The organism is Acinetobacter sp. 102 (genome assembly GCF_037028485.1).
In the GTDB taxonomy this organism is placed as follows: domain Bacteria; phylum Pseudomonadota; class Gammaproteobacteria; order Pseudomonadales; family Moraxellaceae; genus Acinetobacter; species Acinetobacter higginsii.
Map to the genome: position 1 here is coordinate 121,390 of NZ_JAZEZK010000009.1, position 15,838 is coordinate 137,227.

Here is a 15,838-nt window from a genome sequence, read left to right on the forward strand (position 1 = left end):
AAGTTTTTCTTGGGGAAGTGTGATGCAATTACAACTTAAACATTTAACGGTTTGTTTGTTATCGGCCATGCTCGTCGCTTGCGGTGGTGGTGCAGATCATTCAAATGCAACAAATAATACCGAGCCGCCAAAAAATGATCATGGTACTGGAGGGAATACCAATCCTACGCCAGGTGATGGAACCAATGAGTTACCGGGTGATGGGACGCCTGAGACACCAAATAATGGCTCAGGAACTACTGTGCCAGAACTACCAAATGGCGGTAATACTGGTACAGGTGGTGTCACACCAGAAGTTCCGAATACTGGCAATAATGGTTCGGGAACGACAACACCTGAAACACCGAATAATGGTAATAACAGTTCAGGAACGACAACACCTGAAACGCCAAATGGCGGTAATACTGGTTCAGGTGGTGTTACACCAGAACTGCCTAATACTGGCAATAATGGTTCAGAAAATACAAAACCTGAAACACCGAACAATGGTAATAATGGTTCGGATAACACGACACCAGAAACACCGAGCCAAGGTGGAGGCGGAAATACAGAAACACCGTCCATTCCACCTGTGGTAGAAAAGTATCCAGAACCTCGTAAAAATATAATAGATGAATCGGTGCTTGGTTTTTATGATTACGATAAGCTTGGACTGCCACGTCTACTGCGTAATGATCTAAATGGCAGTTTTGCTGCGATGTTGCAATTTGCACAAAGTCATGTGGTCAATCCTAAGAATAATGAAAAAGACTCAATGCCGCGTCTAACCACAGAAAAAGATGCCTTGTTGTTGGTGACACCATTGGCAGAAATGGGTGATTTACAGAAGCTACAAGTCGAAATTTATCAAGGCAATCAACTACTCAGAACGGTTAAATTGAAAGAGCCGTCAAGAATTGCAGCTTCTGATCAATCCAATACTGATGGGCGTCCGCCTGTGAGTTACTCTAAAAGAGCATGGACGGTTGCCTTAAAATGGAATGAAATTCGTGCCGGTTTACATCTCCGCGTGGTTGATCCACTGAATAATCGTAGCGGTGATTTAACTTCCGACAATATTGATTTGGCTGCACCAGGTGAATTGGTAGTGCAAAATATCCGTTTGGGCTTATTAACGGACCCTCCGAAGTCAACAGGCCACTATATGTTGCTTGAACCTGCCAAAGCGGGGACAGATTATTTTCAGACCATTCCTGCTGCACGTATGATCGTGACCAAATATGAGGATTTAAAGCTGAATAAAGTCATGGTCGCAAGTGGTGTGATCTACGACTCGGCAAGTGCAACCACGGGTGATGTTTATAGTGGTGATATGCGTGAAAACACGGCTAAATCGACTTTTGGTGTGGGGATTAATTTAGCCAATTGGGGTGTCACCAGTGCTTCAATGGCGAGCCAAGAACAGCCACAAATTACGCAAAGTGTGGTGGCCCATTATGCACGCGGCAAATACAGCAACGGTGAGGCAACTCATGGCCTCAGTGGCGGGAATGGTATGCTGACCTTGATTGACTCTGTAGGTAATGAGTTTAGTCATGAAATTGGTCATCATTATGGATTGGGGCATTATCCTGGTTCTGTCGGGGATAATATGTTCTGGGCAGCGCATCATGCTGATAGTGGCTGGGGCTATATTGCGTTTAGAAATAAAATGCGCGGTAATCTCAATTGGACTACCACTAATTTAGGTGATGGTGCAAATGGTGTACCGAATTTTCTGAATAAATATGCCTATGGTTGGGATGCGATGTCTGGTGGTGCGACGGCAAGTAGCATTTCTAAATATACTCATTACACCGGCTATAGTACCTATTTAAAAATTCAGCCTGCATTTGATCGTTATGTTTGGGATGCAACTTCTCCAACGGGTTATAAAAAATGGAATGCCACAACTCGGATGATGGAGGTTGCTCAGCCTAAAACACCAAACTCAAGTAATGTTTGGTATAACCGTGCTGATGGTAATTACTTGAAACCAAAAATGTTTGGTGTGCCAGTCTATACGATTTTGGGGGGATATGATCCAGAGGCGCAGGTTGGCTTGGTTTATCCTGCTGCAAAAGGGAATTGGGGTAATGTATTTGATCTACCACAAGCCAATCCAAATTCAGTAACAGCAAGTTGTTGGCTGAATGTGCAGTTTGCCAGTACGAGTCAAAATATTGCTTTAGCACCACAACGAATGAACTCGAATAGCAACGCCAATAAATTCCATGTCAACCTTGCGCAAAGTGAAGCACCGCAGCAAGTGAATTTGTATTGTAAAAAGGCCAATCAAGCAGCTGTGCTACTTTCAAGTACATCTATTCCTGTGAGTACAGTGGCTCTAGCACCTGCAGTTGAAATTGGTAAAGAAGCAGAATACTCAGCTCTTAGAGCGATTGAGTTGCCTCAATTAGAGCAGGCCTTAGTCGAGAATAAAAACAAGCCAGTTGTAAATCTTTCGACGGATGCAAAGTTACTATTTGATTCATATAGAACCTTTAAAGATCAACTATCACCTGATGCTCAGAATGAGATGGTACGTTATACCCAGCAGCAAATTAAGCTTTATCGACTCAATCGCTGGATCAATGTATATCGTTCGGATTTGACCAATTTAAATTCCGATGCATTAACTGCATTCCATGCTTTTGTTGAAAAGTTAGAACTCAAAGGTGATTTGAATTTTGCATCAAGCACCAGTTTATTAAACAGAACCAATTGTTTAAAAGCTGAGAAGTTGGCGAATGGTGATTTAAATGCATTTATTAGTGGATCAACAGGCTGTGTCGGTGATGACTCTGAGAAATGGATTTATGATGCATTGGGTAAAATCCATAATAAGCAATATATAGATCAGTGTTTAACGACTACAGCTGGTAATGTTATCAATCTCACACCTTGTAGCAGTGCAAGTAGTCAAGTGTGGGAGCTTGATACAACTGCGCTGGCGATTAAGCAATCGAATCAGTGCTTCGATTTGGAGGGTGGCTACTTAACCAATAATCGTGCACGTCTAATTCGCTATCGTTGTACCAGTGGTGCCAATCAAAAATGGACGATTCCAGTCGTAAATAACAGCCTCGTTCTTGCTGGTTTGTCTGCAAAGAATCTGGTATTGGCGACTAAGCTTTTACAATCTAGTCCTTAATGATTTGGGTATTTTATCTCAACGTCATAAGTTGATGATATGAAGTCCTTCGGGACTTCATATTTTTTTATGCAGAGTATTTTCTTAGAAAGTTGAAAAAAATAATAAAAGTGCACTTTTAAAATGTAGAAATTTTCGTCATGATAGGCTTATAAAAAGAGAAACTTGACGCATAATTGGATAAAAAGATGTTATTAAACACGATTTACTTATGGGAGCCTGAGGTTTTTACAGGTAAAGTCCCTTCGGAAGATGATTCACATCAAGTTGCTTTTGAACTGCATCAACAATATCGCCATATCTCTAGTCATGGTAGAACTTTGCAAGCATGGTTGAACTTATTTAGCAACAAGATTTGTGATCCGCAATACCAATCTTATTTTTCTGAACAGACGCAACAATGGGTGCAAGGGATTAAGACTAAGTTCGCTCAAGGGTTATGTGCCAGTGTGCAAGTAGATGTTCTAGCAAATGAAGCACAAAATGATGCGGTCTATCGGGTCTTTTATGAGGCCGCGCATGAAACAGGAATTGGCTTCTATGAGTCAAATTATAATGTGTGGGGAGTGGGTGAGTTACAATCCCCTGAAAATGCGGTTTCAAATATGTTGCAGCCATATTTGTTAGAACCTTTAAAAATCAAAGTGACTGAACCAATTTCTGAGCCTAAAAAGCAATTAAATCATTTTCAAATACCACAAAGCATGCCTGAAGCGGAACAATTGATTAGTCAATGGTTTGAGCAGCAAAGTTATGCCCAGCATTTAAAGTTGGATGTATTTAATGTTGCACATGATTTTATTTCAAATTGGGGCAATATTGGACGGCCTGAATTGGCGTTGGATGCAGGATATCGATGCTTTTTACTGACCCAAAAGCAGCTTGGTATTTTCTATCAGTTGAAAATGGTGCTTAGGAAATTAACAGTCAGTCCAATGCTGTCTTTTGCGATGGATTTTACGGATCGTTTTATTCCTGATCAATTGCAAGAGCAGTTGCCTGAACGCCTGATTTTTCGTCTACGTTCAATAGATGTGCATAAAAATACGGGGCAAAAAAATAATGTAGAACCGAGTTTTGCGTTGATGGGGCGCTGGGATACACAAACAGATATTCAGGATTTCTTTACTAACTTAGATGCTTATATCAATTTTATTTTTTCAAATCTAGGGCAAGGTCGGTTAGAAGTATTACAGGCATGGGCTTACGGTGATATGCCAGTAGATATTAAAATCGATTTGGATTTTCGCTTTGAGTTGATGATGATTGCATTAAGCCAAGATCAGTTGTATTTGCAAGAACGCTATCAACAGCATAAGGCTTTGTTGATGCAGAGCAATGCTCGAGCGAGCGATTTGGGTTTGTTGGAGGAGAGTTATATATTATGCCAAAAGCTGCTCAAGATCGTGACAGAGGCGGGAACGGGCTTACAGCCTTATGTGAAAAATTAATGGCAATAAAAAAGCCCGAAAAATTCGGGCTTTTTTATGTGCATCAAATTAGTTAGCTAATGCTTTAACTTGAGCGTTCAAGCGGCTCTTATGACGAGCAGCTTTATTTTTGTGGATGATGCCTTTATCAGCCATACGGTCGATTACAGGTACAGCTGTTTTATAAGCTTCTGTAGCAACAGCATAATCACCAGCAGCGATCGCATTTACAGTACGTTTGATGTAAGTACGAACCATAGAACGTAAGCTTGCGTTGTGTTTACGTGCTTTAACGTTTTGACGAGCACGTTTTTTAGCTTGAGCAGAGTTTGCCACTCGTGCACTCCTTGAAAATAAGTTGGTCTGGGCGGGCTGAAGTTAAAACCAATAAAACATTAGCAACATTCACCAGCCCGTAAACAAGTGCCATATTTTGAGGAAACTAAGCCGCGAAGTCAAGTCTTGTGATACTTTTAAGTACATTTAACAGGTGAAAACTGTGCAAGAAAACGTTACATTAGCCTTAGATATTGATTGGAATAAATAAAAATGAAAATAGGTGATAAAAAGGCAATCGTCATTGGTGCTACAGGTTTGGTTGGTCAAGCACTCATTGATGAGTTACAACATTCGGATGACTTCAATGCGATTACCGTTGTTGTCAGAAAAAAATCAGATACATTAAAAACTTACAGTAAAGTTAATCAGCTTGTTTTAGAAGATTTCTTATTACTCAATGATGAGGATGTTAGTGCTTATACGCATGCATTCAGCTGCTTGGGAAGCACCATAAAACAAGCAGGATCGAAAGAAGCATTTTACGCGATTGACTATGAAATTAATGCCCATTTTGCTGATTTAGTTCAGGATAAAAATATTCATTTATTAATGGTCAGTGCGTTGGGAGCGAATGCTAATTCACCAGTTTTCTATAATAAAGTAAAAGGTGAGTTGGAAAACTACCTCAAAAGCTTGTCAATTTATAAGCTATCGATCTTCCAGCCGTCACTATTAATTGGTAAACGAAGTGAAGTGCGGGTCTTGGAAGATATGGCTCAAACGATTTTTAAGCTCGTTGAAAAGACATGGACCAGACCGTTTAAACTTAAACCTGTAATGGCTGAGCAATTGGCGCATACTATGTTGCTTGCGGCACAAACGCAGACAGCTGCATTCAAACTCTATGACAATTTAAGCATACAACAAAGCAAATAATGGAGAATTTCAGTGACAACGATCCCTTTCGTAACGTGTGATTTGTTAGATGATAATCCTGAAAAAGACCTACAAGTGGTAATACCCTCACTCGATGGTAAATTCTTTAAAAGTTATGGTGCGCGTAAGACCTTTGGTGGGCAAGTGGTTACTGTAAAGTGTTTTGAAGATAACTCCCGTGTGAAAGAACTTTTGGCAACTGATGGTACTGGCAAAGTCTTGGTTGTTGATGGTGGTGCTTCAATGCGTTGTGCATTGATGGGAGATTTGATTGCGGAGTCTGCGGTAAAGCATCACTGGAATGGCGTGGTGATCTATGGTTGCGTACGTGATGTCGATGCGATTGCAGAATTGGATTTAGGCGTACATGCATTGGCTGCAATCCCGCAAAAAAGTAATCGTAAAGGCATAGGTGAAGTTGATATCACATTGTATTTTGGCAGTGTGACGATCAATTCTGGTGATTATCTCTATGCAGATAATAACGGTATTGTGATTGCAAAAGAAAAACTAGTCGATTGCTAAAAGGATAGCGTTATGTTGAAAATGGTGAACCATCAATTCAAGGTTTTACAATCTGTGGTGGCAAGTGTGATTGAAGGTGGGAGAGGTGTCTCTGGTACACCATTTCCAAATCAACCTGCAAAAGCACTTAAGCTCTATGAATTCGAAGGTTCTCCATTTTGTCGTCGTGTCCGCGAAGTCATCACCTTGTTGAATTTGGATGTAGAAATTTATCCATGTCCTAAAGGTGGTCAAAAGTACCGCCAAATCGTCAAAGCAAAAGGTGGGAAACGCCAATTTCCATTCTTGATTGATGAAAATACAGGTGACCAATTATATGAGTCACAACAAATTATTCATCACTTGTTTAAACATTATGGGAACAGTGGGAAGACACCGAAGAAATTTAGTCATTACCCAAAACTGCCTTATGTCTCTACTTTAGCAACAGTTGCTAATGCAGCGCGTGGTGTATGGATTAACCAGCAGATTGTTGATCGTCCAGCACCAGCTGAATTATTGGAGCTGTGGAGCTTCGAGGCCAGTCCTTATACTCGTTTGGTACGTGAAGTTTTGACTGAATTAGAACTGCCTTATATTTTGCATAATGTCTCAAAAGAACGTTGGCAGGACATGGGACCAGCAGCTTTGCGTTTAAAACCTGGAAAATATATTCCATTGCCTAATGGCAAACGCGAAAAGGTTGTAGAAGTGATGGGGAGAGATATTCAGGTTCCGTATTTGGTTGATCCGAATACTGGCGTAAAAATGTTTGAATCTGCCAAGATTGTTGAATATTTAAAAACGCAGTATGGAAAATAAATGTTGAGAAAGCATCTTGTAGAAGATGCTTTTTTTATAGGTGGTTGTGATGTGAATGTTGCTTGATTGGTCGTTTTAGCGGTTTAATACCAGTGAAAAGTAGAGTGAAGTGATTGATCGATGTTAAGCCAGCTGAGCAGCCTATTCAAAAGTTCTAAAGAGACACCTGAGCAGTTATTTTTAAAAGAACATGCTTTAGCATTTGATGCAGAGCAGGGCACGATTCTAAATGGTGTGGTGTTAAATAGCTTGAGCATTCGTTTGGAATATTTTTCTAATCGAAAATTAGATCGATTTGATGATTTAGAAAAGCTATTTCGGATTGCACCGCAAATTAATGAAAAGATCGATTTGGAAATTCATTCACAACGCTTTGTTGAGCGATTAGGAAATACAGAAGAAAATTTAAAAGAGTTGAAGCAAGCGATTAAAGTGTTAAACGACTATTATGTGAAGTTTAAGCGGGCGAGATAGTAATGAAAGTTTAAATTCAGATGGGTGGTTTTTTTGTGGTTTTAAATGTAAAAAAGGGAATAAATCTAAAGACTTAATCCCTTTTTTTGATCAGGTCGGAGATTATTTTTCAATAATCGCCGTTACACCTTGACCACCAGCAGCACAGATCGAAACAAGAATACGACCTGAACCTTTTTCATTTAAGATTTTCGCAGCAGTCGCGATGATACGACCACCTGTAGCAGCGAATGGGTGACCCGCAGCTAAAGAAGAACCTTTGATGTTGAGCTTGCTACGATCAATTGAACCTAAAGGTGCATCTAAACCTAAACGCTCTTTACAGAATTTTTCATCTTCCCAAGCTTTCAAGGTAGAAAGAACTTGTGATGCAAATGCTTCGTGGATTTCATAGTAGTCGAAATCTTGAAGTTTAAGGCCAGCACGCTCAAGCATACGCGGAACTGCATAAGCAGGCGCCATCAATAAACCTTCTTTCTTACCAACGAAATCAACTGCGGCAGTTTCAGAGAAAGTTAAGTAAGCAAGTACTTCGTGACCATTTGCTTTCGCCCATTCTTCAGACGCTAAAAGTACACATGAAGCACCATCAGTCAGTGGAGTCGAGTTACCCGCTGTCATGGTTGCAGCTTCGCCTTTACCAAAGACTGGTTTTAATTTTGCTAATTTCTCAGCAGTCGAGTCAGCACGTAAGTTGTTGTCACGATTTAAACCCAAGAATGGTGTAATTAAGTCATCGAAGAAACCTTCTTCATATGCTTTTGCCATTTTTTGGTGAGAAGAAGCAGCAAGAATGTCTTGTTCTTCACGTGGAATACCCCACTCAAGTGCAGTGATTGCTTGGTGGTCACCCATAGATAAACCCGTACGTGGCTCACCATTTTTAGGTGCATCCATAAGATCTTTAACATTAATTTTTGCTAGAGCTTTTAAACGGTCTTTACCAGTTTTAGCAATGTTAAGCTCTAATAATGCTTTACGTAAGCCATCACCGAAAGCGATTGGTGCATCAGAAGTGGTATCCACACCACCTGCGATACCCACTTCGATTTGACCTAAAGCAATTTTGTTTGCTACAAGAAATGCTGCTTGTAAACCTGTACCACATGCTTGTTGAATGTCATATGCAGGCGTTTCTGGTGCAAGTTGAGTATTTAAAACACACTCACGAGTCATGTTGAAATCACGGCTGTGCTTTAATACTGCACCAGCAACCACTTCACCTAGGCGTTGACCTTGTAGGTTGAAGCGCTCAACCAAACCGTTTAACGCAGCTGTAAACATGTCGATGTTAGAAGCTGTGAAATAAGCGCCGTTAGAGCGAGCGAAAGGAATACGGTTACCGCCGATAATGGCAACACGGCGCACAGTGTTTTGGCTCATGGTTTTATCCTGTTGAACAGAAGGTTTGGTTGTTTTAGCTGTAGCTGCTTTCGTCGTAGTAGATGATGCAGCAGTGCTTTTTGTAGTCCCCGCACTACGTGTTGTAGAGCGAGCACGCGTTGTTTTAGGTGTCGTCGTTGTCGCTTTCGGAGTTGTGCTTGCAGTTTTACGCGAAGTTGAAGCTGCTTTTGATGTATTTGACACAGTCTCTTGAGCGGAAGTCTCGACTGCTGGATTTTCTTGAGTTGTTTTGCTCATAAGGCTTTTCCAAGCATAATTGCGATATTCTTGCTACAAACATACCATATTTCAAATACTGCTGTATTGACTAGAATGACGCTTGAGACCACATTCAGGTCAAGACATCTAGACATGAACTCAAGTATGATTTGTTATGAGTCAATCAGACATTGATTTCATGCCATATCCCAACATGATTCATGTGTTTGTAACAAATTCATTTGTATGAGAGATAATAACCATGACCGATCAGTACCAAGCATTTACACAATCACCTCTAGGTAAGTTTGTCGTAAAAAATCTAGGTTTACCATCGCCAGTTGCGCTAGATCGTTTTGAAAGTGCTCAACCAGTTGTAAATGGTGCAGTATTGCTTGGCGCAGCACCATCAAGCACGGTTTCTGCTGCGATTGCTCAAGTTCTTAGCAACATTCATGCAGATAGCTATGTGGGCAATAATGTCGAATTACAACAAACTGCTGCAAAAGTAGGTTTAAATCTTCGTCCTCTTAATGCAGATGACAAAGAATCTAAATTTAAAGCGGTTGTATTTGATGCGTCTGGCATTCAAGATTCAGAACAATTAAAAGCGTTATACGACTTCTTCAATCCAATCGCACGTCAAATCTCAAGTTCAGGTCGTGTGATCGTGATTGGTACTACACCTGAGACTGCAAAAACAGTAAAACAAGCGATTGCACAACGTGCGCTTGAAGGTTTTATCAAATCTGTTGGTAAAGAATTCAAAAAGGGTATTACTGCACAAGTGGTCTATGTCGACCAAGGCGCAGAAGCAAACCTTGAATCAACTTTACGTTTCTTGATTTCACCACGTTCTGCTTATGTATCTGGTCAAGTGATCCGTGTGTCTAAAGCAGATGTGGTTGATTTAGATTGGGCGAAACCACTTGCGGGTAAAACAGCATTAGTCACTGGTGCGAGCCGTGGTATTGGTGAAGCGATTGCGCATGTATTGGCGCGTGATGGTGCACATGTCATTTGTTTAGACGTTCCACAACAACAAGCTGATCTTGAGCGTGTTGCGGGTTCAATAGGTGGTTCAGTATTGGCAATCGACATCACTGCTGCTGATGCGGGTGAGAAAATTAAAACTGCTGCTGCAAAACAAGGCGGCGTAGACGTTATTGTTCATAACGCTGGAATTACCCGTGACAAAACTTTGGCAAATATGAAGCCTGAGCTTTGGGATCTTGTAATCAATATTAACTTGTCTGCAATTGAGCGTGTTAACGATTACTTACTATCTCATGATGGTTTAAATGCAAATGGTCGTATCGTTTGTGTATCATCAATTAGTGGTATCGCAGGTAACCTTGGTCAAACTAACTATGCTGTGTCGAAAGCAGGTGTAATTGGTTTGGTTAAATTTACTGCGCCGACATTAAAGAATGGTATTACCATCAATGCGGTTGCACCAGGTTTTATCGAAACACAAATGACTGCCGCGATTCCGTTCGCAATTCGTGAAGCAGGTCGTCGTATGAACTCGATGAACCAAGGTGGCTTACCTGTAGATGTGGCTGAAGCAATTGCTTGGTATGCGTCTACTGGTTCAACAGGTGTAACAGGTAACGTTGTTCGCGTCTGCGGTCAAAGCTTGTTAGGTGCCTAAGCATTAGGGTTTTGAAGAGGGGTGCTTGTGCATCCCTTTTTTATAAAAATATTGAAAGGTTTATTATGAATACACGTCATTTTAGTCAGTTGCCAAAACCTTATTTAGCTTATCCAAAAGTCATTCAAGGTCTCATTTTCAAAAAACCAAAAGGTGAAAAGGTTCTGCCACAAGTTGAGTATGTGGTGGATACACTTAAGATTGATAGCAAACATTTAGAAAGCTATAACGAGATTTGTGGTTTTAAAAATGATGGTTTCGTGCCAGCAATCTATTTGGCAGTTTTGTCGCAAAGTCTGCAAATGCACATGATGACCAGTGAAGCATTTCCATTCCCGATCTTGGGTTTGGTGCATATTCGTAATCAGATCAAACAAACTCGCAAAATTGGTGTGAATGAGCAAATTACTTTATCGTGCAAGTTTGGTGAGCTAAAACCGCATGACAAAGGTTTACAGTTTGATTTCATCACGACTGCGAAAGTCGGTGGTGAAGTGGTGATGGAAAGTTTAACCACTTATTTATCACGCCAAAAAACTGAGAAAAAAGCAGTTGAAAAAGCCAAAGAAGTGAAAGAACCTGCTTACCAACCACAAGCAGAATGGAATATTTCTGAAAATACCGGCCGTCGTTATGCCGTGATTTCGGGTGACTTTAACTTGATTCATATCCATGCTGTGACTGCAAAAGCGTTTGGCTTTAAACAAGCGATTGCACATGGGATGTGGAGTAAAGCTAAAGCTTTGGCAAGTATCGAATTACCTGCGGCTTATGAGGCAGATGTTTGGTTCAAACTACCAATGTTCTTACCTTCTACGGTGGAGTTTTTAACTGCAGCCGAGCCAAAACAAACAGATTTCTTGATTCGTAATGTGAAATCTAAAAAGCCACATGTTGCGGGTACAGTGAAAGCACTTTAATTACGATCATGTCGTGTAAATGCTCCCTGTTGTTCGCAACAGGGATCTGCTAACAAGTATAAATATCATAAGGATTTGAGCTTTGATTAAAGAACTTTTATTTGCCGATACACATCATTATCACGGCAGTGTTGATGAACGCTTTATTGATTTGGCGAGCCAATTTAGCCGTCTACAAGATACACGAACCCAGCAAGGTGGCGCTGCATTGGTGGTTTATTTCCAAGGTCAAAAAGTTGTTGATATTTATACGGGTAAGAAATCTCAAGAAGAAGATTGGCAATCCAATACTTTAGCCATGTGTTATTCAACGGGGAAAGGCATTCTAGCGACACTTGCACATATTTTAGTGAGTGAAGGTGTGCTGGATTATGAGCAACCGATTGCACATTATTGGCCTGAGTTCGCTCAAAATGGTAAAGCCAATATTACTTTACGTCATGTTTTATCACATCAAAGCGGTTTATTTGACATTCGAAATACCATTGAAACAGCAACGGAAATGCTGGATTGGTCGCATATGCTGGATGTGATTGCCGCGGCGATACCACGTTTTGCTGCTGGACAAAGTTTTGCCTATCAGCCTTTGACCTATGGCTGGATTTTGGGTGGTGTGCTTGAGAAAGCAGCCAAGCAACCCTTAAGTTGGCTGATGCAACGTTATCTGGTACAACCGCTTGAACTGGATGGTGCGTATTTTGGGACGCCAACATCAGAATTAAATCGTGTTGCACGTTTATTGGAAAAACCGAAAACGGCATCTCAAGCTAAACCGCAACAAAATAAAAACAGTCAACCACGTAAAGCATCCTTATCAGAACGCTTATTGGAGTTCTCTGGGCAAAATCCACAAGATTTCCAAGATGCCATGATTCCAAAAGGCATGCGTCACTTTAGCTTCTATAGTGATGAAGGTTTGCAAGCTGTTATTCCTGCGGCTAATGGTGTATTTACTGCCGATAGTTTGGCAAAAGTCTATGCAATGCTAGCCAATCAAGGGCAATGGCAGGGGCAACAACTGATTCGCCCAGAAGTGTTTAAGCAACTCAGTACGGTACAAAGCAAAGCACGTGATCGCGTGATGCCGATTCCAATGCATTGGCGTTTGGGTTATCACCGTATTTTAACGATGGGTAAACGAGCACCGCATGGCTTTGGACATGTTGGCTTTAATGGCTCAGGAGCATGGTGTGATTTTGATCGTGAACTCAGTTTTGCTTATACCCATAATTTTAATATTACCTCGGCAACAGGGGACTATCGTCTATGGGGCTTGAGCCAAGAAGCGCTCCGCTGTGCAGATGAAATATTAACAGGTCGAAAAGGCTGGTTTTAATTTACCTTAATTTGATAGGGTGGAATGTGGTAAATCACTGCATCATATTTGCTTTCAGTCTTGTATGCAGCAATAGTTCCACCTAACATTTCAGCCAGTTTACGACTTGGTTGATTATCCACTGCAACAGGGTATAGGAAATATTGGGCGGATATGTGAGTAGAGGCCCAACGGAATACTTCTAAAATTGCTTCTTTGGCAAAGCCTTGATTGTGGCAATCTTCCCGAATCCATAATCCCAGTTCAGGTGTTGCTGTATGCATTCGATGCACACCGATGAGACCAATAAACAGCTGATCTTGTTTACGACGTAATACAAAATGGCGATCGGTATGGTTTGTTTCGGCGATCAGCCATTGTTGCCCAATTTTTTCTTGAGCTGCGAAGTTTTGAGCAGGTTCCCAAGCCATATAACGGGTTAATGTTGCTGTCACACAAGGGTAGATATCAACAAGATCATCCATTTTAAATACAAATAAATCGAGTCTTGCCGTTTGTAAGAGTGCTCGTTTCATTGTTTACTCATTTTGATTTCTTAAATAATTCTGCTTGAATAATGGCTTCGGTGTGGCGTTTAAAATCGTTTTCATTTAAGCCAATCAACCCCAGTTTGTAAATCCCTTCTAGGCCACAGACAAATGCAATTAGTCGCCATGCGATGTCATCGCTATTGGTCTCAAAATGAAATTCACCTAATGCTTGACCTTCATTGATCATCCGTACAATTGAACGATGCCAGTCTTGCATGGCAATATTATAGGCCCGTTTTATTTCTTCATCTTGATCAATAAGGACTTCAGCTTCATTCCATAATCTTAAATAAGGTTGGATTTGCTCAATATTTTCGCAACCGAGTAACAGGGAAAGGCGCTGTAAAGCGTTGGCTGTGTTGACTTGATTTTCAATTTCGTCTAGTTGTTGCATCAATTTGATAAAGGCTTCTGCTTTTAAATGTGAGCTGGAAGCAAAGTGGTGGTGTACTTGTCCTGTAGATGTTTGGGCTTCAGTGGCGATACGACGAACTGTCATTGCAGAAAAACCTTCGTTTAATGCGACCTGCATCGCAGCTTGTAAAATCATTTCACGACGTTGTTCGCGGTTTAAATAAGCCATTCTTTTTTAGCACCTATGAGTACATACAAATCAGAGACAAATTAACTCAACTTTAAAAGTTGGACAAGTGTTCAATTTTGGTTATAATAACGCCAACTTGAACAATTGTCCAATTTAGAGGCATTTATGTCACGCAAGTGGTTAATTCTTGCAATCGTTGTACTGATTTATCTTCCTGTATCAATTGATGCAACCGTTTTACATGTGGCAACACCGACATTGAGTGAGTCACTTTCATTATCCGCAAATGAATTGCTGTGGATTATTGATATTTATTCCTTGGTCATGGCAGGTCTGATTCTGCCAATGGGTGCCTTGGGAGACCGTATTGGCTTTAAAAAGCTGATGATTATTGGTGGTATCTTATTTGGTCTAGCATCATTGGCCGCAGCCTTTTCTTCTACTGCATATGCATTAATTAGTTCTCGTGCTTTATTGGCTGTTGGTGCAGCCATGATTTTGCCTGCCACTTTATCTGCGGTTCGTAATACTTTCCTTGATGAAAAACAGCGTAACTTTGCTTTAGGTGTTTGGGCAACTGTCGGTGGTGGTGGTGCAGCCTTTGGCCCATTGCTTGGTGGTTTTTTGCTTGAGCATTTTCATTGGGGCTCAGTGTTCCTGATCAATGTTCCGATTATGATTGCTGTACTTGCTTTAACGGTCTTTGTGATTCCAAAGCAGGCAGGGCAACCAAAGCAAAATCTTAACTTATTACAGGCCATTGTATTGGTGGTTGCTATCCTGAGCATGATCTATGCGATTAAAACTGTCATGCACGGCTTTAGTATCTGGTCAGTTCTGATATTCGCAGTTGGTTTTAGTTTGTTGGTAGGCTTTATTCGTACACAACTCACATCAACGTCTCCAATGATTGATATTCAATTATTCAAACATCCTGTGATTGCGACAGGTGTGGTGATGGCAATTGTATCAATGATGGCTTTGGTTGGATTCGAGTTGCTGATTTCTCAGGAATTGCAATTTGTTTACCAACTCTCACCGTTGGCTGCTGGGGCATTTATTTTACCGTTTATGATTGCGATCAGTTTAGGCGGTCCAATTGCCAGTATGCTGGTCAACCGTTTCGGTCTGCGTTCAGTTGCATCGCTGGGTATGTTGATGAGTGCTTTAAGTTTATGGGGCTTGGCCAATACCAATTTGATGCAAGCACAAATCCACGCATGGGCATGGATGGTGTTATTAGGTTTAAGTGTGGAAATTGCTTTACTGGCGTCAACCTCTGCAATTATGTCTTCAGTACCGCCAAGTAAGGCGACCGCAGCAGGGGCAATTGAAGGGATGGCATATGAGCTGGGAGCTGGTCTAGGCATTGCCTTTTTCGGTCTGATGTTGTCATGGTTCTATGCCAACTCGATTGTGGTTCCAGCCGATGTACCACATAACATCATTGAACAGGTGAGTAGTTCGATTGGTGAGGCCGTTCAAGCCGCTAAGCAATTACAGCCAATGATTGCTGAACATGTCATTGCAGCTGCTAAGCAGGCCTTTAGCCAGTCGCATCGTTCCGTGTTGAACGTGGCTGCCTTGTTGTTCTTGATCTTGTCGATTTTTATTTGGTTCGCATTGCCAAAAAGAGTCACTGTGGTCGAGGAATAATGATTGACCCTGATCTAA

The 15,838-nt window shown here is 41.1% G+C and carries 14 protein-coding genes; 10 read left to right on the top strand and 4 right to left on the bottom strand.

What is annotated here, in order from left to right:
- The first annotated feature begins 22 nt into the window (after positions 1–22).
- Positions 23–3,133, top strand: coding sequence for a M66 family metalloprotease (locus WA352_RS10945; RefSeq protein ID WP_033134089.1), 3,111 nt, complete (start codon positions 23–25; stop codon positions 3,131–3,133).
- A 188-nt stretch (positions 3,134–3,321) separates the two neighbouring features.
- Positions 3,322–4,584 (top strand): hypothetical protein, encoded by a 1,263-nt coding sequence (locus tag WA352_RS10950; protein WP_033134088.1) that lies wholly within the window; start codon positions 3,322–3,324, stop codon positions 4,582–4,584.
- Between the two features lie 48 nt (positions 4,585–4,632).
- Here the strand turns inward: WA352_RS10950 and rpsT are convergent, their stop codons facing one another.
- Positions 4,633–4,899, bottom strand: coding sequence for a 30S ribosomal protein S20 (gene rpsT / locus WA352_RS10955; protein ID WP_004807943.1), 267 nt, complete (start codon positions 4,897–4,899; stop codon positions 4,633–4,635).
- A 213-nt stretch (positions 4,900–5,112) separates the two neighbouring features.
- Here rpsT and WA352_RS10960 point away from each other — a divergent pair, with 213 nt between their 5' ends.
- The 4 genes from WA352_RS10960 to WA352_RS10975 all read left to right on the top strand — a co-directional run bounded on the left by WA352_RS10960 (position 5,113) and on the right by WA352_RS10975 (position 7,578).
- On the top strand, positions 5,113–5,778 hold the full coding sequence (locus WA352_RS10960) for an NAD(P)H-binding protein (RefSeq protein WP_033134087.1): 666 nt from the start codon (positions 5,113–5,115) through the stop codon (positions 5,776–5,778).
- A gap of 12 nt (positions 5,779–5,790) precedes the next feature.
- Positions 5,791–6,303: a ribonuclease E activity regulator RraA gene (rraA, locus tag WA352_RS10965; protein WP_005189586.1), complete on the top strand. Its 513-nt coding sequence runs from the start codon at positions 5,791–5,793 to the stop codon at positions 6,301–6,303.
- Positions 6,304–6,315: 12 nt separating this feature from the next.
- Complete coding sequence (locus WA352_RS10970) at positions 6,316–7,104, top strand: glutathione S-transferase N-terminal domain-containing protein (protein ID WP_005316336.1); 789 nt, start codon at positions 6,316–6,318, stop codon at positions 7,102–7,104.
- 120 nt (positions 7,105–7,224) lie between these two features.
- Positions 7,225–7,578: a hypothetical protein gene (locus WA352_RS10975; protein WP_005316333.1), complete on the top strand. Its 354-nt coding sequence runs from the start codon at positions 7,225–7,227 to the stop codon at positions 7,576–7,578.
- A 102-nt stretch (positions 7,579–7,680) separates the two neighbouring features.
- On the opposite strand, the gene WA352_RS10980 is transcribed toward WA352_RS10975, so the two are convergent.
- Positions 7,681–9,219 (bottom strand): acetyl-CoA C-acetyltransferase, encoded by a 1,539-nt coding sequence (locus WA352_RS10980; RefSeq protein ID WP_033134086.1) that lies wholly within the window; start codon positions 9,217–9,219, stop codon positions 7,681–7,683.
- 223 nt (positions 9,220–9,442) lie between these two features.
- Between WA352_RS10980 and WA352_RS10985 the strand changes: the two genes are divergently transcribed.
- The 3 genes from WA352_RS10985 to WA352_RS10995 all read left to right on the top strand — a co-directional run bounded on the left by WA352_RS10985 (position 9,443) and on the right by WA352_RS10995 (position 13,090).
- Positions 9,443–10,834: a 3-oxoacyl-ACP reductase gene (locus tag WA352_RS10985; RefSeq protein ID WP_005189566.1), complete on the top strand. Its 1,392-nt coding sequence runs from the start codon at positions 9,443–9,445 to the stop codon at positions 10,832–10,834.
- Positions 10,835–10,899: 65 nt separating this feature from the next.
- The gene (locus WA352_RS10990; protein ID WP_033134085.1) at positions 10,900–11,754 is read left to right on the top strand and encodes a MaoC family dehydratase; all 855 of its coding nucleotides are present in this window, start codon (positions 10,900–10,902) and stop codon (positions 11,752–11,754) included.
- An 82-nt stretch (positions 11,755–11,836) separates the two neighbouring features.
- Positions 11,837–13,090 carry a serine hydrolase domain-containing protein gene (locus tag WA352_RS10995; RefSeq protein ID WP_033134084.1) on the top strand — a complete coding sequence of 418 codons (1,254 nt, stop codon included), beginning with the start codon at positions 11,837–11,839 and terminating at the stop codon, positions 13,088–13,090.
- On the opposite strand, the gene WA352_RS11000 is transcribed toward WA352_RS10995, so the two are convergent.
- Entirely contained in the window at positions 13,087–13,605 is a 519-nt protein-coding gene (locus tag WA352_RS11000) for a GNAT family N-acetyltransferase (protein ID WP_033134083.1), read from the bottom strand. The two genes, WA352_RS10995 and WA352_RS11000, sit on opposite strands and share 4 nt — an antisense overlap.
- Before the next feature lie 7 nt (positions 13,606–13,612).
- On the bottom strand, positions 13,613–14,203 hold the full coding sequence (locus tag WA352_RS11005; RefSeq protein ID WP_033134082.1) for a TetR family transcriptional regulator: 591 nt from the start codon (positions 14,201–14,203) through the stop codon (positions 13,613–13,615).
- 126 nt (positions 14,204–14,329) lie between these two features.
- Between WA352_RS11005 and WA352_RS11010 the strand changes: the two genes are divergently transcribed.
- The gene (locus WA352_RS11010; protein WP_033134081.1) at positions 14,330–15,820 is read left to right on the top strand and encodes an MFS transporter; all 1,491 of its coding nucleotides are present in this window, start codon (positions 14,330–14,332) and stop codon (positions 15,818–15,820) included.
- Positions 15,821–15,838 lie beyond the last annotated feature (18 nt).